At 70.6% G+C, this 26,773-nt stretch carries 23 protein-coding genes; 12 read left to right on the top strand and 11 right to left on the bottom strand.

The window, feature by feature from the left end; translation table 11 throughout:
- The first annotated feature begins 1,191 nt into the window (after window positions 1–1,191).
- Complete coding sequence (locus L942_RS23325; protein ID WP_037364169.1) at window positions 1,192–1,773, top strand: YqgE/AlgH family protein; 582 nt, start codon at window positions 1,192–1,194, stop codon at window positions 1,771–1,773.
- Here L942_RS23325 and L942_RS23330 read toward each other — a convergent pair.
- Window positions 1,770–2,189 carry an SdpI family protein gene (locus tag L942_RS23330; protein WP_037364171.1) on the bottom strand — a complete coding sequence of 140 codons (420 nt, stop codon included), beginning with the start codon at window positions 2,187–2,189 and terminating at the stop codon, window positions 1,770–1,772. The two genes, L942_RS23325 and L942_RS23330, sit on opposite strands and share 4 nt — an antisense overlap.
- A gap of 65 nt (window positions 2,190–2,254) precedes the next feature.
- Between L942_RS23330 and L942_RS23335 the strand changes: the two genes are divergently transcribed.
- The 4 genes from L942_RS23335 (at window position 2,255) to L942_RS44395 (ending at window position 7,345) form a co-directional block, all read left to right on the top strand.
- Window positions 2,255–3,427, top strand: coding sequence for an esterase-like activity of phytase family protein (locus L942_RS23335; RefSeq protein WP_037364173.1), 1,173 nt, complete (start codon window positions 2,255–2,257; stop codon window positions 3,425–3,427).
- A 157-nt stretch (window positions 3,428–3,584) separates the two neighbouring features.
- Window positions 3,585–6,473 carry a leucine--tRNA ligase gene (gene leuS / locus L942_RS23340; RefSeq protein WP_037364175.1) on the top strand — a complete coding sequence of 963 codons (2,889 nt, stop codon included), beginning with the start codon at window positions 3,585–3,587 and terminating at the stop codon, window positions 6,471–6,473.
- 51 nt (window positions 6,474–6,524) lie between these two features.
- The gene (locus L942_RS23345; RefSeq protein ID WP_235079348.1) at window positions 6,525–7,154 is read left to right on the top strand and encodes a hypothetical protein; all 630 of its coding nucleotides are present in this window, start codon (window positions 6,525–6,527) and stop codon (window positions 7,152–7,154) included.
- Window positions 7,155–7,177: 23 nt separating this feature from the next.
- Entirely contained in the window at window positions 7,178–7,345 is a 168-nt protein-coding gene (locus L942_RS44395) for a hypothetical protein (protein ID WP_158684515.1), read from the top strand.
- A gap of 7 nt (window positions 7,346–7,352) precedes the next feature.
- Here the strand turns inward: L942_RS44395 and L942_RS23350 are convergent, their stop codons facing one another.
- Both L942_RS23350 and L942_RS23355 read right to left on the bottom strand, forming a co-directional pair.
- Window positions 7,353–8,120: a hypothetical protein gene (locus L942_RS23350; protein ID WP_037364177.1), complete on the bottom strand. Its 768-nt coding sequence runs from the start codon at window positions 8,118–8,120 to the stop codon at window positions 7,353–7,355.
- Entirely contained in the window at window positions 8,117–8,992 is an 876-nt protein-coding gene (locus L942_RS23355) for an ATP-binding cassette domain-containing protein (protein ID WP_037364179.1), read from the bottom strand. The genes L942_RS23350 and L942_RS23355 overlap by 4 nt, the downstream gene beginning before the upstream one ends.
- A 154-nt stretch (window positions 8,993–9,146) precedes the next feature.
- Between L942_RS23355 and L942_RS23360 the strand changes: the two genes are divergently transcribed.
- Window positions 9,147–9,884, top strand: a complete 738-nt coding sequence (locus tag L942_RS23360) for a 3-oxoacyl-ACP reductase family protein (protein ID WP_037364182.1) — start codon at window positions 9,147–9,149, stop codon at window positions 9,882–9,884.
- Here L942_RS23360 and L942_RS23365 read toward each other — a convergent pair.
- On the bottom strand, window positions 9,881–10,618 hold the full coding sequence (locus tag L942_RS23365) for a TetR/AcrR family transcriptional regulator (protein ID WP_037364185.1): 738 nt from the start codon (window positions 10,616–10,618) through the stop codon (window positions 9,881–9,883). The genes L942_RS23360 and L942_RS23365 overlap by 4 nt on opposite strands.
- Window positions 10,619–10,961: 343 nt before the next feature.
- Here L942_RS23365 and L942_RS23370 point away from each other — a divergent pair, with 343 nt between their 5' ends.
- The gene (locus tag L942_RS23370; protein ID WP_037364188.1) at window positions 10,962–11,831 is read left to right on the top strand and encodes a ribokinase; all 870 of its coding nucleotides are present in this window, start codon (window positions 10,962–10,964) and stop codon (window positions 11,829–11,831) included.
- A gap of 192 nt (window positions 11,832–12,023) precedes the next feature.
- Window positions 12,024–13,700 carry a phosphoenolpyruvate--protein phosphotransferase gene (gene ptsP, locus L942_RS23375; RefSeq protein ID WP_051166172.1) on the top strand — a complete coding sequence of 559 codons (1,677 nt, stop codon included), beginning with the start codon at window positions 12,024–12,026 and terminating at the stop codon, window positions 13,698–13,700.
- A 56-nt stretch (window positions 13,701–13,756) separates the two neighbouring features.
- Here ptsP and L942_RS23380 read toward each other — a convergent pair whose 3' ends face one another.
- Window positions 13,757–14,419, bottom strand: coding sequence for a DUF1707 SHOCT-like domain-containing protein (locus L942_RS23380; RefSeq protein WP_037364191.1), 663 nt, complete (start codon window positions 14,417–14,419; stop codon window positions 13,757–13,759).
- Between the two features lie 222 nt (window positions 14,420–14,641).
- Between L942_RS23380 and L942_RS23385 the strand changes: the two genes are divergently transcribed.
- The gene (locus L942_RS23385; RefSeq protein WP_235079351.1) at window positions 14,642–15,544 is read left to right on the top strand and encodes a hypothetical protein; all 903 of its coding nucleotides are present in this window, start codon (window positions 14,642–14,644) and stop codon (window positions 15,542–15,544) included.
- Window positions 15,545–15,547: 3 nt separating this feature from the next.
- Here the strand turns inward: L942_RS23385 and L942_RS23390 are convergent, their stop codons facing one another.
- The 3 genes from L942_RS23390 to L942_RS23400 are packed head-to-tail and all read right to left on the bottom strand — an operon-like array spanning window position 15,548 to window position 18,536.
- The gene (locus tag L942_RS23390) at window positions 15,548–16,204 is read right to left on the bottom strand and encodes a response regulator (RefSeq protein ID WP_037364196.1); all 657 of its coding nucleotides are present in this window, start codon (window positions 16,202–16,204) and stop codon (window positions 15,548–15,550) included.
- Window positions 16,201–17,334: a MacS family sensor histidine kinase gene (gene macS, locus L942_RS23395; protein WP_037364199.1), complete on the bottom strand. Its 1,134-nt coding sequence runs from the start codon at window positions 17,332–17,334 to the stop codon at window positions 16,201–16,203. The genes L942_RS23390 and macS overlap by 4 nt, the downstream gene beginning before the upstream one ends.
- A complete protein-coding gene (locus tag L942_RS23400) occupies window positions 17,331–18,536 on the bottom strand; it encodes an AI-2E family transporter (RefSeq protein ID WP_037364203.1) in 1,206 nt (401 codons plus the stop codon). Before L942_RS23400 ends, macS begins: the two co-directional genes overlap by 4 nt.
- Before the next feature lie 296 nt (window positions 18,537–18,832).
- Between L942_RS23400 and L942_RS23405 the strand changes: the two genes are divergently transcribed.
- A complete protein-coding gene (locus L942_RS23405) occupies window positions 18,833–19,864 on the top strand; it encodes a hypothetical protein (protein ID WP_037364205.1) in 1,032 nt (343 codons plus the stop codon).
- Window positions 19,865–20,054: 190 nt separating this feature from the next.
- Window positions 20,055–23,183, top strand: coding sequence for a beta strand repeat-containing protein (locus L942_RS23410; protein WP_235079353.1), 3,129 nt, complete (start codon window positions 20,055–20,057; stop codon window positions 23,181–23,183).
- Between the two features lie 82 nt (window positions 23,184–23,265).
- Here the strand turns inward: L942_RS23410 and L942_RS23415 are convergent, their stop codons facing one another.
- Window positions 23,266–24,045, bottom strand: a complete 780-nt coding sequence (locus tag L942_RS23415) for a dioxygenase family protein (protein WP_037364206.1) — start codon at window positions 24,043–24,045, stop codon at window positions 23,266–23,268.
- Between the two features lie 103 nt (window positions 24,046–24,148).
- Here L942_RS23415 and L942_RS23420 point away from each other — a divergent pair, with 103 nt between their 5' ends.
- Window positions 24,149–24,688, top strand: coding sequence for a YciI family protein (locus L942_RS23420; protein WP_037364407.1), 540 nt, complete (start codon window positions 24,149–24,151; stop codon window positions 24,686–24,688).
- A gap of 4 nt (window positions 24,689–24,692) precedes the next feature.
- Here the strand turns inward: L942_RS23420 and L942_RS23425 are convergent, their stop codons facing one another.
- Entirely contained in the window at window positions 24,693–24,887 is a 195-nt protein-coding gene (locus tag L942_RS23425; RefSeq protein WP_037364208.1) for a hypothetical protein, read from the bottom strand.
- A gap of 361 nt (window positions 24,888–25,248) precedes the next feature.
- A complete protein-coding gene (dnaB, locus tag L942_RS23435) occupies window positions 25,249–26,652 on the bottom strand; it encodes a replicative DNA helicase (RefSeq protein WP_037364212.1) in 1,404 nt (467 codons plus the stop codon).
- Between the last annotated feature and the right edge of the window lie 121 nt (window positions 26,653–26,773).

A 26,773-nucleotide genomic window follows, 5' to 3' on the forward strand; every position in this document is an offset into this window, starting at 1 on the left:
ACCGGAGCACCCGCCCCAGCATGGTCAAGATCACCCACCACCCACAAGATCACGGACAGGCCCCGCGGCGGCAACGGCTGCCAGAGAGATCCGGCCTCGCTCCCGGCGCTGATGCGGCTGCTGTTGCGGGAGGCTCAGCCTCGCTGCCGTGAGCTCGCGCTGAAGTTGCTGCGGTTGCCGGGGAGATTCGGCTTCGTGACCCTGGTGCCCCGCGCTGAGCTGGCTGCGGTTGTCGGGGAGGTTCGGCGTCGCGGCTGTGAGGTCGGCGCTGAAGTTGCTGCGGTTGCCGGGGAGATTCGGCTTCGTGACCCTGGTGCCCCGCGCCGAGCTGGCTGCGGTTGTCGGGGAGGTTCGGCGTCGCGGCTGTGAGGTCGGCGCTGAAGTTGCTGCGGTTACCAGGGAGATTCGGCTTCGTGACCTCGTGCCCCGCGCTCGGGTGGCTGCGGTAGCCAGAGAAGCTCGGCCTCGCCGCCTTGAGATCCGCGCTGAGGGCACTGCGGTTGCGAGGGGAGGCCTCGGCCCCGCTGCCCTGATCCGCGCTGAGGGCGCTGCGGCAGCCAGCGACTCGGCCCCGTGCCTTGAGACTCGCGGAAGTCGCTTCGGTCGCCAAAAGGGACTCTGCCTCGCGACCGCGCCGACCGCGCTGCGCCGCGACCAGAGGGATTTCCGACTCGCTACCTCGAGACGCGCCCGAAGCCACAGCGAAAACCAAACGGCGATCCGCCCCCACCCGAGAACTCGACGACCGCGCGGACGGCACTGCAGTAGCCGGCGGCGGCTTCCGCCCGAAGCCGCTACGAAACCCGGAGGAACTCTGTCCCAGCGCCGCAGAATTCCGCGGCGGAAACTGCACCCAAACCACTACGGCAGCCAAAGGGGGCTCCGCCCCCGACCCACCCGGAAACCGCACCGAAGGCACCGCGGGGGTCCGGGGGGCTCGGCCCCCCGGGTACTCGGCGCCGGTGAGGAGGGAAGGTGCGGAAAGCACCGAACAGGAGAAGCCGACACCGGCGCACTCGTTTCGCCTCTCGGCGGCTAGGCGCAGTGTGGCTCCGGCCGGACCGGTATTCCACAAAGGCGGTTCTTCAGTGAGCCCGGGGGACACGAGTGCGCCGGCTCGCTGTTCTCAACGAGGCGGGTGGTGCTGGTGTTCCCGTGCCGGGAGGATTTCCCGTGGCGGGTGATGGGATCATGGGTGGCGTGCCAGCGGACGCCGAGGTTGAACCGGGAACGCTCCTGGTCGCCGCACCCACGATGTTCGACCCGAACTTCAAGCGGACGGTGGTGTTCGTGATCGATCATCGGGCGGAGGGGACGCTCGGGGTGGTCTTGAACCGGCCGTCTGATGTTCCGGTGAATGACGTCCTGCCGGGGTGGGGCGCGCATGTCGCGGAGCCGCAGTCTGTTTTTGTCGGCGGGCCGGTCGACAAGAAGACCGCGTTGTGTCTCGCCGCGTTGCGGACTGGGGAGACCGCTGCCAGCGTTCCGGGCGTGGTCGCGGTGCGGGGGCCGGTCGCGCTGGTCGATCTGGACAGCGATCCGGAAGTGCTCGTGGCCAAGGTGCGGGGCGTGCGGGTGTTCGCCGGGTACGCCGGGTGGGATTCGGGGCAGCTCGCGGGCGAGATCGAGCGCGAGGACTGGGTGATCGTTCCCGCGTTGCCGAGCGACATTCTCGCGCCGCCGAGCCGGGATCTGTGGGGCCAGGTGCTGCGCCGCCAGGGGGTGCCGCTCGCGTTGCTGGCCACCCACCCTGGCGATTTGCAGCGGAATTAAGCCTCGCTGGACTTCTGCAGGACTCCGCAGCCGCCGGAACCGCACGCGCAGCCGCTGCATCCGGCCGGGACCGGCGACGGGGCGGGCACGGTCAGTGCGGCTCGCGCGCCCATCCGGGCGCCGGCGACCACCATCACCAGCAGGCCGAGCAGTCCGACGATCGCGGCCGCGACCAGGCCCGCGGTGGCGGGGATCGCGAGACCGGCGAGTCCGCAGACGACCGCGGCGGCGCCGCCGGCCAGGGTCGGGATTCCGGCGACCCGGTTGGCCAGTTTGAACGCCTCTTCGCTGCGCATCGAGGCTTCGGTCCGGACTCCGGCCCCGCTTGCCCGGCTCAGCCGTCCGCGCACGCCGAGGAAACCACCCCAGCCGACGACGACACCAAGGACGATCGGGACGAGCGCGATAGCGAACACCCTCTGAGGATAAGCGTGACCTCGCGGCAATGTCCCGGATACCCTCGTCGGCTGTGCTACGGGCCATGTCTTCGTCCACGCGAAACCGGTTGCTCGCCGCCGGGATCGCCACCTTGTCCTTCCTCGCCCCCGGAACCGCGAACGCCGCGAACACCGCGGATGCGCCGCGTCCGGTCCGGTTGCTCGGCGAGCAGCACGTACCGCACAACCTGCCGTTCCAGGGCACCACGGTCGGCGGGCTGTCCTCGGTCGACTTCGATCCGCGCACCGGCGGGTACGTCTTCATCAGCGACGACCGGTCCGCGATCAACCCGGCCCGCTTCTACACCGCGAAGTTCGACGTCAGCGCCAAGGGCGTGGGCCCGGTCACCTTCACCGGCACGCATCCGCTGCTGCGCCCGGACGGCACTCCCTACCCGCCGCTCGCGAAGAACGACCCGTCCGCTCCGCAGAACGAGCAGACGATCGACCCCGAGGAACTGCGCGTCGACCCGTGGAGCGGGCATTACGTCTGGTCGCAGGAAGGCGACCGGCTCGCCGACCAGCACCTGATCCAGCCGTCGATCCGCGAGGCCACCCGGGACGGGCATTACGTCCGTGACCTGCCGCTGCCCGCCGACGAACGGATGACTCCGGACGCCGGCCCGCGCCGGAACTACGTCCTCGAAGGCCTCGCCTACACCGGGTTCGGCACGCTGCTGGCCAGCGAGGTCGAGGCTCCGCTGCTGCAGGACGGACCGCCGCCCACGCCGACCTCGGGCGCGTTGTCGCGGATCACCCTGCAGAGCCGGTTCGGACCCGTGCTCGCGCAGTACGCGTACCCGCAGGAGAAGCTTTTCGCCGAGCCGAAGCCCGCCACCGGGTTCGCCGACACGGGCGTTTCCTCGATGCTCTCGGTGAACCAGGCGGACCCGACCAAATTCCTGATGATGGAGCGGTCCTTCGTCACCGGCGTCGGCAACAAGGTGCGCATCTTCGAGATCGACACCACCGGTGCGACGAACGTCCTCCACACGCGATCGCTGAAAGACGCGAAGGACGTCAAGCCGGTCAAGAAGAAGCTGCTCGCCGACCTCTCCGACCTGCCGCTTTCCACTGTGGACAACATCGAGGGGATGACGTGGGGTCCGGCGCTGCCGTCCGGGGAGCGCAGTCTCGTGCTCGTGAGCGACAACAACTTCTCCGCGACGCAGGTCACCCAGGTCGTCGCTTTGGCGGTCCCGTCGGAACGGCTTTGACCAGGGCGTTACGATGAGTGCGTGAACACGGCTCGGCTGCTCCTTGGCCTGCCGCGCTGACCTGGCCCGATGACCGGCTCGGCGCGGCGACCCCTCATGCCTTCTGGCTGGGGGGTCGAGTTGTTTCTGGAGTGGCTCGACACGGAGGAAGACGGCGATGACAGGGTCTGACGAGGCCACCGGGGCCGCGGCGAAGAACGCCGCGGACGCTGAGCAAACCCCGCCGTTCCGCTACACCGCGGAGCTGGCCGGGCAGATCGAGCAGCGCTGGCAGGACCACTGGTCCGACCACGGCACCTACCACGCGCCGAACCCGGTCGGCCCGCTCGCCGAAGAGGGCGAGCCGGTGCCCTCGGACAAGCTGTTCGTGCAGGACATGTTCCCGTACCCGTCCGGTTCCGGCCTGCACGTCGGGCACCCGCTGGGCTACATCGGGACCGACGTCTACGCGCGTTACCACCGGATGATCGGCCGGAACGTGCTGCACACGCTGGGCTACGACGCGTTCGGCCTGCCCGCCGAGCAGTACGCGGTGCAGACCGGCACGCACCCGCGCACCACGACCGAGCAGAACATCGCCACGATGCGCCGCCAGCTGAAGCGGCTGGGGCTGGGCCACGACGAGCGCCGGTCGATCGAGACGATCGATCCGGACTACTACAAGTGGACCCAGTGGATCTTCCTGCAGATCTTCAACTCCTACTACGACGAGGACGCCCGCAAAGCGCGACCGATCGAGGAGCTGGAGAAGGCGTACGCGGCGGGTGAGCGCGCGACGCCGGACGGCCGTCCGTGGGCCGAGCTGAGCCACGTCGAGCAGCGCAAGATCATCGACGACCACCGGCTGGTCTACATCTCCGAGGCCCCGGTGAACTGGGCGCCGGGCCTGGGCACCGTCGTGGCGAACGAGGAGGTGACCGCGGACGGCCGCAGCGACCGCGGCAACTTCCCGGTTTTCCGCAAGAGCCTGCGCCAGTGGATGATGCGGATCACCGCGTACGCCGACCGCCTGGTCGACGACCTGGAGCTGCTGGACTGGCCGGAGAAGGTCAAGTCCATGCAGCGCAACTGGGTCGGCCGCTCGCAGGGCGCGCGGGTCTCGTTCGCCGCGGGTGACGAGAAGATCGAGGTCTTCACCACCCGCCCGGACACCCTGTTCGGCGCCACCTACATGGTGATCGCGCCGGAGCACCCGCTGGTCGAGAAGCTGACCGCGGCGCAGTGGCCGGGCGAGCATCCGGAGACCTGGACCGGCGGCGCGAAGACGCCGACCGAGGCGGTCGCCGCGTACCGGGCCGCCGCGTCCCGCAAGTCCGATCTGGACCGCCAGGAGAACAAGGACAAGACCGGCGTCTTCACCGGCACCTACGCGGTGAACCCGGTCAACGGCAAGGAAATCCCGGTCTTCGTCGGCGACTACGTGCTGATGGGCTACGGCACCGGCGCGATCATGGCGGTGCCCGCGCAAGACCAGCGCGACTACGACTTCGCGAAGAAGTTCGGGCTGGAGATCATCCGCACGGTCGACCCGGGCGAGGGCTTCGAGGGCGAGGCGTTCACCGGCGACGGCCCGGCGATCAACTCCGCCAACGACACCGTCGACCTGAACGGCATGGGCGTCGCCGACGCCAAGAAGACGATCATCGCCTGGCTGGAGGACCGCGGCGCGGGCGAGGGCACTGTGCAGTACAAGCTGCGCGACTGGCTGTTCGCCCGCCAGCGCTACTGGGGCGAGCCGTTCCCGATCGTCTACGACGAGAACAACCTGCCGATCGCGCTGCCGGAGGACCAGCTGCCGGTCGTGCTGCCGGAGGTCGACGACTACTCGCCGAAGACGTTCGACCCGGACGACGCCGACTCCGAACCGTCGCCGCCGCTGTCGCGCGCGAAGGACTGGGTCGAGGTCACCCTGGACCTGGGCGACGGGCCGAAGAAGTACCGCCGCGACACCAACGTCATGCCGCAGTGGGCCGGTTCCTGCTGGTACCAGCTGCGCTATGTCGACCCGTCGAGCCAGGACGTGTTCTGCGCGCCGGAGAACGAGGCGTACTGGCTGGGCCCGCGCCCGGCCGAGCACGGGGTCGACGACCCGGGCGGCGTCGACCTGTACGTCGGCGGCGTCGAGCACGCGGTGCTGCACCTGCTGTACTCCCGGTTCTGGCACAAGGTGCTGTACGACCTGGGCCACGTGTCCTCGAAGGAGCCGTACCGCCGCCTGTTCAACCAGGGCTACATCGAGGCCTTCGCCTACACCGACAAGCGCGGGGTGTACGTGCCGGCGGAAGAGGTCGTCGAGCGCGACGGCAAGTTCTTCTTCGGCGACGAAGAGGTCAAGCAGGAATACGGCAAGATGGGCAAGAGCCTGAAGAATGCCGTGACGCCGGACGAAATGGCGGACACCTACGGCGCGGACACCTTCCGCGTGTACGAGATGTCGATGGGCCCGCTGGACATGTCGCGGCCCTGGGCGACCAAGGACGTCGTCGGCGCGCACCGGTTCCTGCAGCGGCTGTGGCGGCTGGTGGTCGACGAGCAGACCGGCGAACTGCGGGTCTCGGCGGACGAGGCGACCGAGGCGGACCGGAAGCTGTTGCACCGCACCATCGCCGGGGTTCGCGAGGACTACGCGGAGATGCGGTTCAACACCGCGGGCGCGAAGCTGATCGAGCTGAACAACCACCTGACCAAGGTGTACGGCTCGGCCGCGGCGACCCCGCGCGAACTGGCCGAACCGCTGGTGCTGCTGCTGGCCCCGCTGGCCCCGCACGTCGCCGAGGAGCTGTGGCACCGGATGGGCCACGCCGACTCGCTGGTGCACGGGCCGTTCCCGGTCGTGGACGAGAAGTACCTGGTCGAGGACTCGGTCGAGTACCCGATCCAGGTCAACGGCAAGGTCCGCTCGCGGATCACCGTGCCTGCGGACGCGAAGAACGACGCGGTGCAGGCGACCGCGCTGGCCGACGAGAAGATCGCCGCGCTGGTCGGCGACAAGACGCCGCGCAAGGTGATCGTGGTGCCGGGCCGGCTGGTCAACATCGTGCTCTGAAAAAGCGCGTTCCGGCCCGGGAGCCGATCCCGGGCCGGTACTGTGCTTTCCGTGCGTAACCGTGCGATCACCGCGATAGTTGTCGTCGCGGCGGCAGTGCTTGCCGGGTGCGCCGTCGCGCCCGCTCCGCCGCCGGGGAAACCCGCGCCGCGGCTGCCGGCGGATTCGATCGCTTACGACACGCTGCCGGTCATCACGAGCCGGCCGAAGCTGTTCCCCGGCGACTGTTCGCAGTTCGAGAAGGACCCGCGGTTGCTGGGCGCCCTCGGCGGCAGTTCGCCGATGTACGACCCGTACGCCAAGGCGTGCATCATGAAGCGGTCGGCGGGCACCCAGGTCGAGGTCGGCTCGATGGACCCGGACCAGCGCATCCCGGAGCCGTGGCCCGGCTGGTGGAAGGCCTACGACTACAGCGTCTACCACTTCCGCCGAATCCTGGTGCTGGACCGCTACTACGCGGTTTCCCAGCTCGACAGGTACGGCTGCCTGATCGCGGTGAATACCGGTTCGCTGCAGGTGGTCACCGTCCGGGTCGGTGCCGAACCAGGCCAAGGTCCCATCCCCGGCGACAACGTCGACGTCGATCGCCAGACCGCTCAGCGATTCTGCCCGGACGCGCAGAAGGCCACCGAGGACTACCTGAACGCGGTCGACCCCGGCGGCGGCTCGCTGGCCGGCTGACCCGGGGTCACGCCGCCTCTCGGGTGCCCGCCCGCCAGATCGCGACCCCGGCCAGGCCGATCCATCCCACGAGCGACGTGGTCAGCGCGACCGGGCCGTGCTTGGCGATCCCGGTCTGCCCGGACGCGCAGAAGGCCACCGAGGACTACCTGAACGCGGTCGACCCCGGCGGCGGCTCGCTGGCCGGCTGAGGCGGGGTCACGCCGCCTCTCGGGTGCCCGCCCGCCAGATCGCGACCCCGGCCAGGCCGATCCATCCCACGAGCGACGTGGTCAGCGCGACCGGTCCGTGCTTGGCGATCCCGGCGAGCTGCCGCGCGGGCTCGGCCGGATCGAACCATCCCGCGTAGTCGACGCTGCTCTGCAGGAACACCAGCAGCAGCGACAGCAGGACGTAGGCGGTGATCGCTCCGGCGGTGTTGGGAATCAGCCAGCCGACGGTGACCGCGAACAGGGTGAGGCAGAACCCGCCGAGCAGAATCGTCCCGGCCATCGCGCCCGGCCGGACGCCGAGCAGGAACTGCGTGTCGTAGGCGTCGTACCGGCTTCGGTAGTAGGTGAAGGTCATCAGCAGGTTCAAGCCGGAAGCGATCAGCCAGACCCCGAACGCGATGGTGGCCTGAGCGAGCACGTAGCGCAGCCGCGACGGCTGGGCGAGCAGGGTCGGCTGCGCGCTGCGGTAATGCCATTCCGCGGCGATCAGCTTCACGAGCACGACGTTCATCAGCACCGGCCCGAGCCGGAGCGTGATGAACACCGGCAGCAGCTGGTTGTCGAGCGTGTAGTCGTGCGTCCCGCCCTGCAAGAACAGCAGCGACAGCGTCACCAGCAGGACCGGTGCGGAGATCACGAGGATTTTGTCCGCCGCCGTCGCGGTCATCTTCCGCAGCTCGACGCCCACCAGGGTGCCGAACGAAGCGCGCCGCTGAGCGGGGGCCTGCCAGGCAGGCGCCTGCGCGGGAATCATCGGGCTCCTCCAGTGAGCTGGAAGAAAAGCTCTTCCAGGTTCTGCTGTTCCTCGCGCAGCTCCAGCACCTGCACGCGGGCGCTGAACGCGAGGTCGGACACCTGCCTCAGCGGGGCGGCGACGGATACCCCGTCCGCGCTGGTCTGCCGCAGTTCGAGCCGGGCGTTGCGCAATGCGGAGGTCAGCCGGGGCAGGTCGGTGGTGCGGATGAGCGTGCGGGCCGGTCCGGCGAAGCTCTCCAGCGGACCGTCGGCGACGACGCGGCCCTGGCCGATCATCACCACGCGGTCCGCGGTCTGGTCCACTTCGGACAGTACGTGGCTGGACAGCAGCACGGTGCCGCCCCGCTGGGCGTGCCCGCGCAGCAACTGCCGGGTGGAGCGGATGCCGTCCGGGTCGAGGCCGTTGATCGGTTCGTCGAGGATCAGCACCGGCGGATCGCACAGCACCGCCTGCGCGAGGCCGAGCCGCTGCCGCATGCCAAGGCTGTACTTGCCGATCCGCCGGTTCGCCGCGTCGGCGAGGCCGACCTGCGCGAGCACCTGGTCCACCCGGGCGGCGGGCAGCCGCATCAGTTTCGCGGCGTTGAGCAGGTGGTGCCTGCCGGTGCGGCCGGGATGCACGGCGGACGCGTCGAGCAGCACGCCCGCGACGTGCGCCGGGTTGGGCCATTCGCCGAAGCGGCGCCCGGCGATGGTCGCGGTGCCGGACGTCGGCGTGGTCAGACCGCAGATCATCCGCAGCGTGGTCGATTTGCCCGCGCCGTTCGGGCCGAGAAACGCGGTCACCGTGCCCGGCGCCAGGCTGAACGACACGGTGTCGACCACGCGGCGCTGGCCGTAGACCTTCACCAGCTTTTGGACGTGCAGCAACCCGTCCCCCTCCCCCGTTCTCCCGCTGGCAGGAGTTTGTCACACGCTGTGCCCGTCCGGGTGCGGAACCGGACTGTCACGGCCGAAAGACGCCAGCCTCGCCCGTCGGTCGGCGCTTCGATGGTTGAAAGCGAAACAAACGGAAAGGACGGACATGAACCTCGACGGCAAAGTGGCGCTGGTGACCGGCGGGAGCCGCGGAATCGGTGCGGCGACAGCACTGCGGCTCGCCGAGGCTGGGGCGGACGTGGTGCTCACCTACGCGGTGAACGCCGAGCAGGCGGCGGAAGTGGTCGACCGGATCAAGGCGCTCGGGCGACGGGCACTCGCCGTGGGTGCGGACAACGCGGATTCGGCGGCCGTGGAGGCCGCGGTGGAAGCGGCGGTCGCCGAGTTCGGACGGCTGGACGTACTGGTCAACAACGCGGGCGTCGGTTTCGTCGGGCCGCTGGAGCAGACCGGGATGGACGACGTCGACCGCGTGCTCGCGGTGAACGTGCGCGGCGTGCTGGCCGCGACCAAGGCGGCGGCCAAGCACCTCGGGGAAGGCGGCCGGGTGATCACGATCGGCAGCTGCGTGACCGATCGCGTGCCGGGTCCGGGAATGGTGCTGTACGCGGTCAGCAAGTCCGCGATGGTCGGGCTGACCAAGGCGCTGGCCCGCGAATTGGCGGCGAACGGCGTGACGGTGAACCTGGTGCACCCGGGGCCGACCGACACCGAGATGAACCCGGCCGACGGCCCGTACGCGGCGGACCAGGCGTCCATGACCGCGGTCGGCCGCTACGGCAAGCCCGCGGAAGTGGCCGACACGGTGGCCTTCCTGGCCTCGCCGGCGAGCGCGTACGTGACCGGCTCGACCATTTCGGTCGACGGCGGCCACGCGGCCTAATCGGTGTACAGGCCGACGTCGCGGGCGAGGTCGGTGAGCATGGCCTCGAACAGCACGTCCGGTTTGGAGACCGGGATCGGGTAATTGCCGAACACCTCGAGGGTCACGTGGCCGTAGAGCCGCGCCCAGAAGGTGATCATCAGGTAGGTGAGCCCGAGGTCCAGCTTCTCCGGCGGGATCTCCCGCCCGGACTCCTTGAGCACCGTGAGCAGGTCTTCCTGGAACGCGGTGAGGTCGTCGCGGAGCTCGGGCGGGACCACGTCGTTCGGCGGCATGACCAGGTCGTGCTGGGCGAGCACGTGCCCGGCCGCGGCGAGGAAGATGCGGCCGAACGGCTCGTCGAGCCTGCGCAGCGCGCTCCCGGTCGCGGTGCCGGTGGCCCCGGTCGGCGACGCGAACACCAGGGTGAACTCCTTGGTGTGCGTCAGCGCCCAGCGGCGGAACCCCTTGCAGATCTGGAACAGCTGCAGCAGGCCCTCGTCCTTCAGCTCCGCGATGTCCTCGGCGATTTCGGCGGCGAGGTCGGTGCAGACGTCGAGGCGGAGGTTTTCCAGCAGGTCGTCGCGGGATTCGTAGTAGCGGTACAGAGCCGGTGCGGTGATCCCCAGCTCGCGGGCGATGGCCCGCAGCGTGACGGCCTCCGGGCCCTGGCCTACCAGCAGGTTCCGCGCGGTCCGGCGGATGTCGGATTCGGTAGCCGCTCGCGCGCGACCCCTGCGTGTGGGGCTGCTCATCTGGGCAGTCTAGGTGGTCTGGACACCGGTTCGACCGAACGGCGCGAGAACCGGGGCGCCGCCGACGCCGATCACTCGGGGGGCTACGTGATCGGCGCCGGCGACCCGATGCCCTCCCCGGTGCGCTTCCGGTCGGGGCAACGTCATCGGCTCAAGGCCAGTGACGCTCGAAGAAGAGCGAAGCCCGCCGCAGAAGTGACGCCTGGGGGATGCGGATCCCCCGATCGAGTGACGGACTGTCGCTGTTCCGCCTGATTGTCGCACTGAGCGCCGAGAAAGTTACAAACGCTTTCACTTTCGGGCACATCTGGCGGAAAGGACGGGTCATGGCAGAGTGGCGGCCATGAGTGCGGTACTGGTGGTCGGCTCCGCGAATGCCGATTTGGTGGTGCCGGTCGACCGCCGCCCCGGCGGCGGCGAGACGGTGCTGGGCGGCGACACCGCGTTGTCCCCCGGCGGCAAGGGCGCGAATACCGCGGTCGCGGCGGGAAAACTCGGCGCGGACGTCGCGTTGCTCGGCGCGGTCGGCGACGACCCCTACGGCCGATTGCTGCGGGATTCGTTGGCGGATGCGGGAGTGGATACGCAATTCGTTAGGACCGTGGATCGGCCTACCGGAATCGCCTACATCACCGTGACTCCGGACGGGGAAAACTCAATCCTCGTCTCCCCTGGCGCGAACTCCGCGCTGGAACCGGGCGACATCACCGACGAGGTACTGGACGGCGTACGCGTGCTCGTCGCCTCGCTGGAAGTGCCGCTGCCGACGATCGAACGCGCGGTGGTGCGGGCCCGCGAAAAGGGCGTGCGGGTGCTGCTGAACCTGTCCCCGGCGGCCGAGGTGTCGCCGGAAACGCTGGTCGCGCTGGACGTCCTGCTGGTCAACGAGCACGAGGCCGCCTATCTCCTCGGTTCCGGCGACGCTGACCCGCGCAAGCTGCTCGACCTCGGTCCGCGCGCGGCAGTGGTCACGCTCGGAGCCAAGGGCGCGGCGGTGCTCGAAGGCGATAAGTCGACAACGATCGAGTCGTCGAAGGTGCACGCTGTCGACACGACGGGCGCGGGCGACGCGTTCGCCGGTGCGCTGGCGGCGGCGCTCGCCGACGGGGCCGACCTGGTCGAAGCCGCTGAGCGTGCGGTGCGGGTGGCCGCGGTGACGGTGACCCGGCACGGTGCTCAGCCGTCGTATCCGACGGCCGCCGAACTGGGATGACTCGCGCCGGCCTGGCTCGCGGACTCGGCGCGGGCCTGGGGTTTCCGGCAGACTTTGCGTGGGTCGACCGTGCGGAACCAGCCCGCGCGCGGTGGCACGAGGAGGTGCGTCCAGTGGTCGAACGGGTGCGAAATCGGGAAACGGGTGCGGCGCCTCGGCGGATTCCCGTCCCCGTGAGCTATGGTCTAGACCATGTCTGAGAGTGCTGCCGCTCCGGCCGAGTCCGCTGCCGGTTCCTCGCTGACCGGGGTCGCGGTGAGCCCCGGACGCGCGAGCGGACCCGTCGTGCGCGTCGCCGAGTCGCTCGGCGAACCCGCCAGCACGCCCGCGCCGGACGATCCGGCGGCGGAAGCGGCCCGGATCGAACCCGCCGCGCGCGCGGTCGCCGCCCGGCTCGAAGCACAGGCCGAGGCCGCGACCGGCGAGGCCGCGACGATCCTGGTCACGACCGCCGCGATGGCCGCCGACCCGGCGCTCGCCACTCAGGCTCAACAGCTGGTGACGGCGCGGAACCTACCCGCGGCCCGCGCCGTCTACCAGGCCGCCGAAGGGTTCGCGGAGGCACTCGCGGCCGCCGGCGGATACATGGCCGAGCGGGTCCGCGACGTCCGGGACGTGCGCGACCGGCTCGTCGCCGAACTGCTCGGGATCGCCCCGCCGGGGGTGCCCGAACTGGCGTCGCCGAGCGTTCTCGTCGCGCGCGACCTCGCGCCGGCCGACACCGCGGGGCTCGACCCGGCGAAGGTGCTCGCGCTGGTCACCGAGGAGGGCGGTCCGACGAGCCACACCGCGATTCTGGCGCGGGCGCTGGGAATTCCGGCGGTCGTCGCGGTGCGCGGACTGCTGGCCTCCGACGCCAAGGCGTTGTCGGTCGACGGCGACACCGGGGTGATCGAGGCGGTCGAGGAGTCCGCGCCGATCGTCACCGCCGCCGCGGCTGGACCGGCCGAATGGAACGGCGTCGGCGAATTGTCCGACGGGCACCGGGTGAAGGTGTACGGCAACGTCGGCTCCCCGGCCGACGCGCAGGCCGCCGCGGACGCGGGCGCGGAGGGCGTCGGCCTGTTCCGCACCGAGTTCTGCTACCTCGACGCGCCGGCCGAGCCGTCCGTCGAAGAGCAGCGAAAAGCTTATGCCGCAGTGCTTTCGCCGTTCCGCGGCAAGCCGGTCATCGTGCGGACGCTGGACGCGGGTGCGGACAAACCGCTCGCGTTCCTTTCGCCGGACGACGAACCCAACCCGGCGCTCGGCGTCCGCGGCCTGCGGATCGCGTTCGACCGGCCGGAGGTGCTCGACCGGCAGCTGGAAGCCATCGCGGGCGCGGCGGAGGACTCCGGCGCGGAAGTTTCGGTGATGGCCCCGATGGTCGGCACCGTCGAGGAAGCCGCCTGGTTCGCCGAACGCGTGCGCGCCGCCGGGATCGCGCGGGCGGGCGTGATGATCGAGATCCCCGCGGCGGCGGTGTTGGCTCAGGAGATTCTCGGCGTGGTCGACTTCGTGTCGGTCGGCACGAACGACCTGGCCCAGTACACCTTCGCGGCCGACCGCCAGCTCGGCGCGGTGGCGAAGCTGAACGACCCGTGGCAGCCCGGTTTGCTGCGCCTGCTGAAGCTGATCGGCGACGCGGCGGAAGCGACCGGCAAACCGGCGGGCGTGTGCGGCGAGGCGGCGGCCGATCCGCGGCTCGCGCTGGTGCTGGCCGGGCTCGGCCTGACCAGTCTGTCGATGAACGCCCCGGCGATCCGCGCGGTCGGCGCGAGCCTGGCGACGGTGTCGCGGGAACAGGCCCGCGAGATCGCGGCGGCGGCGCTGGCCACCGCCGATCCGGTCGCCGCGCGCAAGGCGGTCGCGGACGCGGTCTCCGCGTAAGGGGACGCCGGATCCGGGTGAGAGATGGGGTAACCGGATCCGGCGCCGGACGCTGGTCAGCCGAAGATGCCCCGCCGAGGGTGGCGGATGACCAGCGAGCCTCCGTGGATGCGGCCGGTGAGCACGTAGCGCGGGGTGCCCGCGCGGCCGTTGCTGCCGGTCTTGTCGTCGAGCGAGCCGAACTTGATCTCGGTGATCGAGTTGTAGTCCACCGCCGCGTGCTGCGGGATGATCAGCTCGACCGAACCCCACTTCGCATCGAGTTCGATCTGCACCACCGGGGTGGCGACGCGGGCCTCGGTGAAGTCGAGTTTGGTGCTGCCGTACTTGTTGCGCACCACCATCGCGGCCGGGACCTGCCACGGGCCGCTGCGCTGCAGTGACGAGTACTTGGCGTTGAGTTCGAGCCGCTGGCCCAGCCCGTAGTTCGGCCCGTAGCCGGGCGGTTCGGGCAGCGGCGCGTACTGCGGGGCCGCGCCGGGGTGCACCAGCCCGGGCAGGTCGGCGAGGACGGCGTTGAGATCGCCCCGGGTACGGGCCGCGAGCGCCTGGTCGGTGCGTTCGGTGAACTCGTCGAGGGTGAGCATCCCCTGTCCGATCGCTTTCTGCAGCACGCCGACGACGTGCTCGCGTTCGTCGTCGGACACTCGGATGTCGCGCGCGGTCAACGGCTTGGTCTCGGTCGCGGGCTGCGCGGCGGTCGTCTCTTCCTCGGCCATGGCATCGATGGTAGAACTCGATTTCCGCTGGCAGATCGGGGAAAAACCCTGAACGGACCCGTACTCCGCGCACTGGTCGCGCTGATCGCGGCCGGCTGTTTGCTGACCTCGTGCACGAGCGAGCCTCCCGCGCCCGTCGTCCCGGCGAGTTCGGCGCGCCCGACTCCGACCACTCCTCCGCCGACCGGGCTCGACGGACTCGTCGCCACCGGCGGCATCGGCGTGGAGTTGTTGCTGGCCACGTCGCCGCCGACGGTGTTCGACGCCGATTCGGGCGTGCGCGGAACCTTGCCCGGCGTGCCCGGCGGGCAACGGGTGGTGTCGGTGCTGCGCGTCGGCCACACCCCGGTCGTGCTGACCGCGCCGCCCTGCCAGCAGTCCGGCTGCGCGCCCGCCGAGGTGTACGTCTACCTGGGACTTTCGGCTCCGCGCTCGCTCGGCAAAGCGGTGAGCGCGGCCCCGGGCGCGGACGGCGCCAGCGTGTGGCTGATCCGCGAGGACGGTCCGGACCTCTGCCGGCTGGAGCACGTCGCGCTCACCGGCACCTCGTTCGGACGGGGCACGGTGGCGTCGTGCCGCACGCTCGTCCGGGTGGAGACGGCGCACGGGCTGCTGATCACCGTCGGCGGCGGTACCGCGGAGACCGTCGACGTGCTGATCGACCCGGCCACCGGACGCACCGTGCAGCAGTCGCCGCGCATCCTCGCCGCGGCTGGCGACCGGCTCGTGCTCGGCGGGCTCACCGACCTGACCGTGCTCGACCTGCGCAGCGGAGCACGGAAACCGGTGGCGTTGCCGGTGCCGCAGCCCAACCCGTACGTGCTGCCCAGCCGGGACGGCACCGTCGCCGCGGTCGATTTCGGCACCCCGTCGTTTCCCGGAACCGGCACGCAGACCCGCGATCTGTGGCTGCTGAACCTGACCGACGGCACCTGGCAACAGGCCCCGTCGATGCCGTACTCGACGGAGAACCTGAAGCACTCCGGCCTGGAGTGGACCGAAGCGGGCGACCTGGTCCTCGACGACGGGGTGGTCGGGGCGTGGCATCCGGGCGAACCGGCCTGGCGGCTGGGGAAGGCGAAACTCGCCGCCGCGCAGCAGGCCGCCGGGGTCGCGACTTCCTGAAGGTCAGTCCTCGTCCAGCCCGTGCTCGATCGCGTAGCGCGCCAGCTCGACCCGGTTGTGCAACTGGAGCTTGCGCAACGTGGATTGCACGTGGTTCTCCACCGTCCGGTGCGACAGCACCAGCCGCTCCGCGATCTGCCGCGCGGTCAATCCCTTCGCGACCAGCCGGAGCACGTCGGTCTCCCGGTCGGTGAGCCGCGGCGGCTCCGGGACGCCGTCCGGAGCGTCGGCCATCCGCCGGTACTCGCCGAGCACCAGGCCCGCCAGCCCGGCGGTGAACACCGGGTCGCCGTCGGCGGTTCGGCGCACCGCGTCCACCAGCTCCGCCGCGGACGCCGATTTCACCAGGTAGCCGGACGCGCCCGCCTTCACCGCTTCCAGCACGTCGCTGTGCTCGCCGCTGGCCGAGAGCACCAGCACGCGCGTGTCCGGCACGGCGGTGGTGATCTCGCGGGTCGCCTCGACGCCGGACGTGCCGCCGAGGTTCAGGTCCATCAGCACCACGTCCGGCCGCACCGCGCGCGCGATCCGGACCGCCGCCGGGGCGTCCGGCGCGGTCGCGGCCACCTCGAACCCGTTCTCGGACAGGTCGCGGGCCACGCCGTCGCGCCAGATCGGGTGGTCGTCGACCACCATCACGGAAATCGTCCGTTCCGTCATCGCCCGTCCCTCATCGTGGCTGGCACCCGCACTTCCCACTCCGTGCCCCGGCCGGGAGCGCTGTCCAGTACCGCGGTCCCGCCGAGGTCGGCCACCCGGCCGCGAATCGACTTCACTACTCCGAGACGGCCCTCGGCCGCCGCTCGTTCCAGCCTTCCGCTCTCGATCCCCGGCCCGTCGTCGCGGATGCTCACCACGACCTCGCCGCCGAGGTCTTCCAGCAGCACCCAGGCATGCGCGTCCGGACCAGCGTGTTTCTCCACGTTAGCCAGTGCTTCGCGGGTGATCGCGACGAGTTCCTCGGTGACGTGCGCGGGCAGGTCCACCGTGCCCGCCGGCGTCGACACCTGCACCGACGTGGTCGCCAGGAGCTGCAATGCCGAACGGAGATCCGCGGTGTCGCCGGACCGCGTCGGCTCGCTGCTCACCAACGCGCGCAACGCGATTTCCTGCTCTCCGGCGAGCTTCGCCAGCTCCGCTGCTTCACCGCCTGCTTCGAGACCGCGACGTCGTACGCGGGCGAGAACCTGAAGCACGCTGTCGTGAATCGAGCGGGCGAGCCGTTCGCGCTCGGCCGTCGCTGCTTCGGTGCGAAGGGCGCGCGCGAGCGCTTCGGCGGACGTACGCGCGAGCGTTGCCGCCATGCCGACGAGGAGACCGCTGGCGCACAACAGCACTCCGTCGCGGACCACATCGAGGTCGATCTTCTCGCGCGCAATCCCCGTTCCCACCGCGACGACGAGGCCGGCCACGACGCCACCGCGCGCGCCGAAGCGCGTTGCCGCAGCAAGCGGTCCAACCGCTGCCCACACGGTGGTGATCAGTGGCGAAGCTGCTTCGTACTGCGCGTCGGAAAGAATCCACGGCGACGTGAGCATGAGCGCCGTGGTGAGGGCGACGTCGAAAATCACCAGCCAGCGGTGCCGTCCGCTCTCGCGCATGTACGCGAGGCTCGACGCGGCAGACCACGCACCCATCACTCCGATGACGAGCCAGGCCAGCCACGGCCGTTGAAAGCCCGGGTGGTGCGCGATCACGACAGCTAGCGCGAACAGCCACGTGACGACACGCAGCACGACGACGCCGCGCCACAGCGGCGTCGCCGGATCTCGGGTGGAACGAACGCTCACTTCTTGTCTTCTGTGCTTTCTTCGGACTCGTCGTCCTCTTCGGGATCGGCGTTGGGGTTGGCGGCTTGGCTGTGCAACGCGTCGACGGTCGCCGGATCGGGATCGTGTTCGTGCAGCAGCGACCGCACTCCGGAATTCAGCACGGCCAGCAGCGGCACCGCGAGCAGCGCGCCCGCGATGCCCGCGGCGACCAGGCCGATGGCGATCGCCAGCACCACCGCGAGCGGGTGCAGCCGCACCGCGCGGCCGAGCAGCAACGGCTGCAGCACATGGCTTTCCAGCTGCATCACGCCGACCACGATGGCCAGCACGACGACCGCGCCGATGATGCCCTTCGACACGAGCGCGATCAGCACCGCGACGCCGCCGGTGATCAGCGCGCCGATGATCGGGATGAACGCGCCGAGGAACACCAGCGTCGCCAGCGGGATCACCAGCGGCACGCCGACGATCCACAGCCCGATGCCGATGCCGACCGCGTCGACCACGGCCACCGCCGCCGTCGCGCGGATGTAGCTGACCAGCGAGGCGAACCCGCGCCGTCCCGCCACGTTCACCCGGTTCCGCACCCGCTGCGGCACGCCGCGCACCAGGAAGGTCCAGATGCCGTCGCCGCCGGCGAGGAAGAAGATCGTGACGAACAGGGTCAGCACGAACCCGGTGAGGATCTCGCCGACGGTGCCCGCGGTGGTCAGCGCGGTGGTGGTGAGCGAGGCCTGGTTGTTCTGCAGGAAGCCGATCGCCTGGTTGATGAAGTCCTGGATCTGCTCCTGGCGCAGGTGCAGCGGACCGTTGATCAGCCAGTCCTTGATCTGGTTGAGGCTCGTGGTCAGCTGCTGCTGCAGTTCGGGAAGGCCGCTGGAGAACTGGGTGATCACGAACGTCAGCAGCCCGCCGAGCACCGCGAGCCCGGCCACGAGCACGATCGCCGTGGCGAGCCCGCGCGGGAAGCGGATCTGCACGAGCCGCGACACCGCCGGGGCCAGCAGCGCCGAAAGCAGCAGCGCGATCGACACCGGCACGACGACCGAGGCGAGATAGCCCAGCAGCCACACCACCGCGTACAGCGCGGCGATCACGACGATGAAGCGCCACGACAGCGCGGCGGACACGCGCAGGCCGCGCGGGATGAAGCCGGTGACGTCGGGGACTGGTTCGGAAAGGGACCGTTGTTCGCGTTGTCCGCGCCCTGGCTGGCTCACGGGGACAACCGTATCGGCCCGGCAGGCCAAAACTGGGCGGATCGCCCAGCGGTCGGGCGAATCACCGCTTCGCCGGGTGCTCGCGACCCGACTCCGGAGTAACCGGCCGTCTTCTCCGGGGATGACCCATCGTGAGACCCGGCCACACTCTGTGTTGTTCACACGATGGTGGCATCAAGTCGTGTCAAGGATGCGCGGCGGGCCGGGAATTTGGTTGTCTCGGTTTTGCACCACCGCGGAACTGTGCCGTTCCCGCCGAAAAACCGAAATCTTTTTTACCCGAGGAGAATTCACCTGTGACGAACGACGCTGTGCACGAGAGGCGGGGCGCGACGCGCTTCGGCCGTCTCGCGTCGCGTGCGTTGTTCGTCGTCGGCGGCGCGCTCGCGGCCACCGCGGCCGCGTGGGCCGTCTCCTCGTCCGCCGCTTCGGCCGACCCTGTCGACGCGAGCGTCACGCCGGTCACCGACGCGACGGCCGCCGGAATCGGCGACGTCACCGACGGCGTGGCCCGGTTCGCCGGCGACGTCACCGGTGTGGCGCAAGGGCTTTCGTCGTGCGGCCAGGGCGCCACCACGTGGTCTGAACCAGGCGCGGCGCGGCCTGCCTGCTCGCTCGACCAGCTCGGCTCCGCGCACCGCGACGACCTGGCCGGCAGCCAGGAGGCCGCCGGAAAAGTCAGCGACGCGGTGAGCGACCTCGGCCAGCACGCGGTCGTGAAGCCGGTGCAGCGCACGCTCGGCTCGCTCGAGCACATCGCGCGCAAGCCGGAGGACGCGCGGCAGGTGATCGCCGACGCGACCACCCCGCCGCCCGCCGCACAGGATTTCGGCCGGAAGCTGTGGGATCTGCTCGACCCGAGCGCTCCCGCGGACCTGGTCGACCTGCCGAAACTCCCGTCGGCTCCGGCCCCCGGTTCCGAGCAGCTTCCCGCGCCCGGCGTTCCCGAGCAGCCCGCCGAGGCGGAGCAAAACCTCGGCGCCGCCGCGATGACGACGTCCGACGCACTGCAGTCGGTCTTCCCGGCGATGGACGCGCAGTCCGTCGTTCCGGGGCAGAGCAGCGAACTGCCGCAGCGGCACCACGGCGACCGCGATCTGCCCGGCGCCCCGTTCTCCCCGGCGCAGCTTCCCGCCGCGCCGCTTTCCATCCCGAACTCCCCCGCCGGTGGCAACACCGCTCCCGGCGGACACCTCGACGGCCTGCACTTCGGCGTTCCCTCCTGGGTCACCGCCGCCGTCGACAACGCCGTGGCGGGTTCGACCCGCACCGGCCTCGCGCACACGCCGCGCACCCCGGGCGAGCAGCCCGGCGTCACTCCTGACTGATCCACTTCACCCGCGGGGTCTTTGCCGAGCCCTCGGACGCCTACGCGTTCCGTCGCCGTCATCGACAGATAACCCGCGGGTTTTTCGCGCGCTGCGCAATTTCCGCGCACGCATTCCCCGGTGCATTCCTGAGCTGCAGGAGCACCGCCACGAACCCGCAAGGGACCCCGATATGAAGGAGAAAAATCCCATGCAGACCTGGGCAAAGCGCGGACTCCAGACCGCGTTGGTCACGGGTGGGTTGCTGATGCTGGGCACCGGCATCGCCTCGGCCGACGAGAACGTGAACCCGGACACCCCGGCCTCCCCGCTTGATCTCAACGTCACCGTCCCGATCGACGAAGCCAACAACGCGATCGGCACCCCGCTCGGGCAGGTCGACCTCCCGGCGCACCACAACGAGATCAGCACCAAGCCCGTCACCTCCGCCGTCAAGGGAGCGCTCGCCTCGGCGAAGACGCCCGGCGGCTCCGCGGGCAGCCTGACCGACAGCCTCCCGAAGACGGACGCGCCGCGGCAGCTCACGCCGACCCACGACGCGTTCAAGGGCAACAAGGTCAACGGCGACGTCGTCGTCCCGATCCAGATCGTCGACAACGCGGTGGGCGTCATCGGCGACGCGCACGTGCAGGGTGGCGACCACACCCAGACCTACAGCCACAACCAGGACGTCGCGACCGACGGCAAGTACTCCGGCATCGCGGGCAACGTCGTGGCGCTCGACTACGCGCTCCCGGTGCAGATCGCGGGCAACGGCGTCGGCCTGGCCGGCGGCAGCGGTGCGGTGCACGGCGGTTCGGCGCACCAGAGCACCAGCGAGACCGGCAACATCGACACCACCGGCGAGGGCTCCGGCCTGTCCGGCAACGTCGTCGGCGGCCAGTTCGCGACCCCGGTCCAGGTGACCGGCAACGCCGCGTCCTGGATCCTCGGCAACGCCTACAGCGGCGGCTACAACGCCGACACCACCGCCACCTCCGGCGGCTCGATGAAGTCCAACGGCAAGGGCGCCGCGGGCAGCGGCAACGTGGTCGGCGCTCCGATCGCGCTGCCGGTCAAGTTCAACGGCAACGCCGGCGGCGTGTGGGGCTCGGACGCGGACTCCACCTCCAGCTCCTCGGCCGACGCCAAGGCGGGCGACACCCGCACCGGCAAGCTGAACCACATCCCGACCTACATCGAGACCGACGGCGACCAGTCGTTCCTGTCCGGCAACGCCGGGGCCGCGCAGGCCAGCCCGGTCGCGAACGTCGCGTCCGTCGCCGGCTCGTGGATCGGCAACGCCACCACCGGCCAGGCGCTCGACCGCCAGGCGTCCTCCTCCGCCCACGAGACCACCGCCACCTCCGGCGGCTTCGTGGAGACGAGCGGCAACGACGCCGCCGGCTCGGCCAACGTGGTCGACCCGGCAGTGGCGCTCCCGGTCGAGGCGTGCGGCGTGGGCGGCACCTACATCGGCCGCGCGGTCGCCAACTGCGACAACACCACCACCGCCACCTCCGGCGACGGCAGCTACACCCGCGGCAACGGCTCGACGCTGACCGGCAACATCGTCAACACCCAGATCGCCGGCGCCCCCGAGGTGCACGGCATCGGCGGCAGCCACATCGGCAACGCCTCGGGCACCTCGACCGAGACCAAGACGGTCACGGCGGGCAACTACGACGGCACCCAGGGCAACGACTCGTCCGGCTCGGGCAACATCGTCCAGGTCCCGGTCGCCGCGCCGGCCGAGGTGTTCGGCGTGGGCGGCTCGTTCATCGGGCAGGGCTCGGGCGACGGCTCCGAGACCAAGGTCGTGAAGGCGGGCGGCGGCGGCAACACCGCTGACGACAACGGCTTCCTCAGCTCGAACCTCGGCACCGTCCCGGTGTCGACCCCGGTGCAGCTGTTCGGCATCGGCGGCTCGTTCGTCGGCCAGGGCCACGGCAAGGCCAGCAACGACACCACCTCCACCGCGGGCCACGACGTGCACGCGACCGGCGCGCAGGGCGCGGGCGCGGGCAACCTCATCGAGGCCCCGGTCTCGCTGCCGGTTCAGGGCCACGGCGTCGGCGGCTCGGTGGCCGGCATCGGCACCGGCATGTCGGACAACCTGACCGACTCGAAGGCGGGCGGCAACGCCAGCGCCGACGGCAAGGACGGCGCGCTCGCCGGCAACATCGTCAAGGCTCCGATCGCCGGCGCCGGGACGATCTTCGGCGACGGGCTCGCGGGCGGCGCGATCGGCCACGGCACCGCCACCAACGACATCACCTCGACGGCGGGCGGCGACGCCATCACCAACGGCGACGGCGGCGCGGTCGCGGGCGACATCGTGGGCGTGGACCCGGCCCCGGTGGCGCAGGTCTTCGGCGACGCGGTCTCGGTCGCGGGCGTGTCCTCGGGCGACGCCACGAACAACACCGTCGTCACCGACGCCGGCAAGGACACCACCTCGGGCGTGGAGGGCTCGCTCTCGGGCGACATCCTCGACTTCCCGGTCCCGGTCGTCGCGCAGGTCTTCGGCGACGCGGTCGCCGTGGGCGGCGTGGCGCACGCGGTCGGCGACAACGTCACCACGGTGACCGACGGCAACGACGCCACCAGCACCGACGGCACCGGCGAAGCCCTGTCCGGCTTCGACTACTACCACCCGCTGGGTGCGCTGGTGCAGATCTACGGCGTGCCGCTGGAGGTGCTCGGCGTCGCCACCGCCGAGGCCCCCAACTCGACCACGGTCGACCCCGAGCCGGCCATCGACGTGCCGTTCGGCGGCGAGATGGGCGCTGACCAGCTCCCCGCGCTCCCCGCGGTGCCGGGTCTGCCGGGCGGTTCCTCGGCCGCGCCGTCGCTGCCGTCGGCTCCGGCCCTGCCGGGCCTGTCCGGTCTGCCCACCGCGACCACGCTGCCCGCCCCGGCCCTGCCGGGTACCCAGCGGGCCGACGTGCCGCAGGTCAGCGGCCTGTCCGCGCTGGGTCAGCTGAACCAGCTGAAGGGCGCTTCGGTGCTGCCTTCGGTGTCCGGGCTGCAGAACGGCGTCCACCTGCCGTCGCTTCCGGCCGTTCCGGGTCTGCCGGGCGTTCCGGCCCTGCCGGGTGCGGGTGCCGAGCGGGCCGACGTTCCGGCCGTTCCGGCTCAGCTGCCGGTGAAGGCCTCGCTGCCGACGCTGAACCAGCTGCCGGCCGTCGCCAAGCTGCCCGCCGTGCCGGGTGCGCCGACGACCCTGCCGACCACGATGCCGACCGCTCCGGCCGTGCCGGCGATCGGTGACGCGACCGGTCCGCTGGGTGCGTTCCAGAAGCTGGCCGCGAAGGTGACCGGCTTCTTCAAGAAGTGAACCGTTTCGCCTGAAACGGACCGGGGATGACCCGGGCGGGCCCGGAAGCCACGTGCTTCCGGGCCCGTTTTCTGTTGGTGCGTCAGGAGAATTCGAGCGACCGCTTCGCCAGGCCGTGCCAGAAACCGTCGATCACCGTGCGGCCCTCGCCTTCGGCCGAGCTGGCGCCGAGCGAAACGAACAGCGGCGCGAAGTGCTCGATCCGGGGGTGCGCCATCGCGGCGGCCGGGGCCTTGTGCCGGAAGTCGAGCAACGCGTCGAGGTCGTGGGCGCGCAGGGCCTCGTCGCCCCAGTGGTCGAATTCCGCGGACCATTCCGGCGGAGTTCCGTTGGCGCCGTTGACTTCCTGCATCGCGCGGAGGTTGTGGGTGAAGAATCCGCTGCCGATGATCAGCACGCCCTCGTCGCGCAGCGGCGCGAGCTTGCGGCCGAGGTCATATAGCGCCCGCGGGTCGAGCGAGGGCATCGAGATCTGCAGCACCGGGACGTCGGCTTCGGGGAACATTTCCACGAGCGGGACGTACGCGCCGTGGTCGAGGCCGCGGTCCGGGGCGTCGTGCACTGGGGTTTCGGTCGAATGCAGCAGCTTGCGCACCTGCGCGGCCAGTTCCGGAGCACCCGGTGCCGCGTATTTCACCTGGTAGTAGCGCTCGGGGAAGCCCCAGAAGTCGTAGACCAGCGGGACCGTCGTGGTCGCCCCGAGCGTCAGCGGGGCCTCTTCCCAGTGCGCTGAAACGACCAGGATCGCGCGAGGTTTCGCCAGGTCCGCGGACCATTCCGCGAGCTGGCGGGTCCACGTCGCGTCGTCCGCGAGCGGCGGCGCACCGTGGCTCAGGTACAGGACCGGCGTGCGGGTCGCCATGGCTGCCTCCAAGTGTTTGAAAGTTCAACTACTACCGTACGCCTTGTTCGCGGACTTGGCGAATTCGTCCTCGGCGGACGCCTCGGTGCGGCAGACTCGCCCGGTGAAGTTCTTCTGCTATCACCGGGACCGTCCCGGCTCCGCCGCGTTGCGGGCCGAGCTGCTGGAAGCCCACTGGTCCTATATGGACGGTTTCGCCGCCGAACTGATCGCCCGCGGCCCGACCCTGGACGGCGACGTCCCGACCGGCAGCGTGCACATCGTCGACCTCCCGGACGTCGCCGCGGTCCGCGAATTCGCTTTCGCGGAACCGAATTACCAGGCCGGTGCCTATCGGGACATCCTGATCCGCCGCTGGGACAACGCCCTCGGCCGCACCATGTGGGAATTCCCCGGCGATCCGGAGGCCGCGAACCTGTATTTGGTGCTGGGCTTGGGTTCTGGCCCCGCCGTCGACCTCGAACCGTCCGCCCCGGAGTCCTTGATCGCCTACGGTCCGCTCTGGTCCGACGACGGCACCGCTTGGCTCGGCACGGCAGCCTTGGTCCAAGCTGCCGACGCCGAGACAGCTCGCGGACTGCTTACTGCGGACCACTATGCCGCGATCGAGGTGCACGACTGGGCACCCGGCGGTCGTTCCTGACCCATCAGCGAGCCGTGCGCCACACGATTCCGCCAGCGGTCAGCGCGGCGAGTGCGAGAACCGTCGCGAAAAGGGTGGATCCGGTAGCGATTCCGAGGGCGTCACTGAGATAGCCAGTGCCGACGGGCAGCAGTGCGGCCGGGAGGTAGCCGCCGAAGTTGAGCAGAGCGTTGGCCTCGGCGCGCCGCCGCTCGGGCACGTGCGTGCTGATCAGGGTGAGGCCGCCGAGCTGCCCGAGTCCCTGCGCGGCTAGGAACAGCTCGCCCCGAGGTTGAACGCCGCCTCGGCGACAGCGACGACCCGCCCGGGCTGCGCTGCCAGGCGATCGTCGCCACCGCACTCGCCTGCCTCGACGTCGCCACCGCCATCTGGCTGCAGCGCGGCGGGAAGGGCGGGCTCGACGAGCTCAATCGGCTCTGCGACCGAGCGCTCGCCGTCGTCCGCGCCGGCTAAGCAGGACACCTCGCGGCAGTGCGCTCCAAGCCGCGGTGAACGGCTCGGCTGGTCCCCCTTGGGCTTCGCCGCTAGCAGTCAGCTTGGAGAAACCGCGCCAGCCGGGGTCAGTCGTGGGCCAGGTCGGCGAACCGGCTGTAGTGCAGCTGGTGTGCGACCACGATCGTGCTCGTCGGGCCCGCACGGTGCTTCGCCAGGATCAGGTCGGCTTCCCCGGCGCGCGGGTCGTCGCGTTCCCAGGCGTCCGGGCGGTTGATCAGGATGACGATGTCCGCGTCCTGCTCCAGCGACCCGGATTCACGCAGGTCCGACAGCATCGGTTTCTTGTCGGTGCGCTGTTCTGGACCACGGTTCAGCTGGGAGATCGCGATCACCGGCACCTCGATCTCCTTCGCCAGCAGCTTCAGCTGACGGGAGAACTCCGAGACCTCCTGCTGCCGCGATTCGACGCGCTTGCCTGACGTCATCAGCTGCAGATAGTCGACGACCACGAGCCGCAGGTCGTGCCGCTGCTTGAGCCGACGGGCCTTGGCGCGGATCTCCATCATCGTCATGTTCGGCGAGTCGTCGACGAACAGCGGGGCCTCCGACACCTCGCTCATCCGCCGGGCCAGCCGCGTCCAGTCGTCGTCGGACATCTTGCCGCCGCGCATGTCGGCGAGGCGGATTTTCGCCTCGGCCGACAGCATGCGCATCACGATCTCGGTCCGGCTCATTTCCAGCGAGAAGATGACGCTGGTCAGGCCGTGCTTGATGGACGCCGAACGCACGAAGTCCAGCCCCAGAGTCGACTTGCCGACACCGGGACGGGCCGCGACGATGATCATCTGGCCGGGGTGCAGGCCGTTGGTCAGCTCGTCGAAGTCGGCGAATCCAGTCGGGATGCCCTGGGACTGGCCGCCGCGCGAGGCGATCGCGTCGATCTCGTCCATGGTCGGCTGGAGCAGGTCCTCCAGCGCGACGTAGTCCTCGCTGGTGCGGCGCTCGGTTACGTCGTAGATCGCGGCCTGCGCGCGGTCGACGACCTCGTCGATGTTCGCGCCGTCGGCCGCGGCCGCGCCGTAGCCGTACTGCACGATGCGCGTGCCCGCTTCCACGAGCCGGCGCAGCACTGCTTTTTCGGCCACGATCTCGGCGTAGTAGCCCGCGTTGGCCGCGGTGGGCACGGTCGCGATGAGCGTGTGCAGGTACGGCGCGCCGCCGACGCGGCCGAGTTCACCGCGCCGTTCCAGCTCGGCGGCGACGGTGATCGGGTCGGCCGGCTCGCCTCGGCCGTAGAGGTCGAGGATGCAGTCGTACACGGCCTGGTGCGCGGGCCGGTAGAAATCGCCGGGGCCGAGCGCCTCGATGACGTCGGCGACCGCGTCCTTCGACAGCAGCATGCCGCCGAGCACCGACTGCTCCGCCGCGATGTCCTGCGGCGGCTGGCGGTCGAACCCGCCAGGGCCGGGGTCGCTCGGACCCGGATCGGACTCCGCGTAAGCCGGACCGCGGTCATCGGTCACCGCCACTGCCCGGACACCTCCCTCGCCCGGCCGCCGTTCCGGCCGTCCCCGTTCGTCTCGCGTGCGCCTGTCCTGTGCCGAACCGCGTCCGCCGCCTGCCTCGCGAAGAGACCAGTGCAGGCGAACA

It is taken from the genome of Amycolatopsis orientalis DSM 43388, assembly GCF_000411975.1.
In the GTDB taxonomy this organism is placed as follows: domain Bacteria; phylum Actinomycetota; class Actinomycetes; order Mycobacteriales; family Pseudonocardiaceae; genus Amycolatopsis; species Amycolatopsis orientalis_D.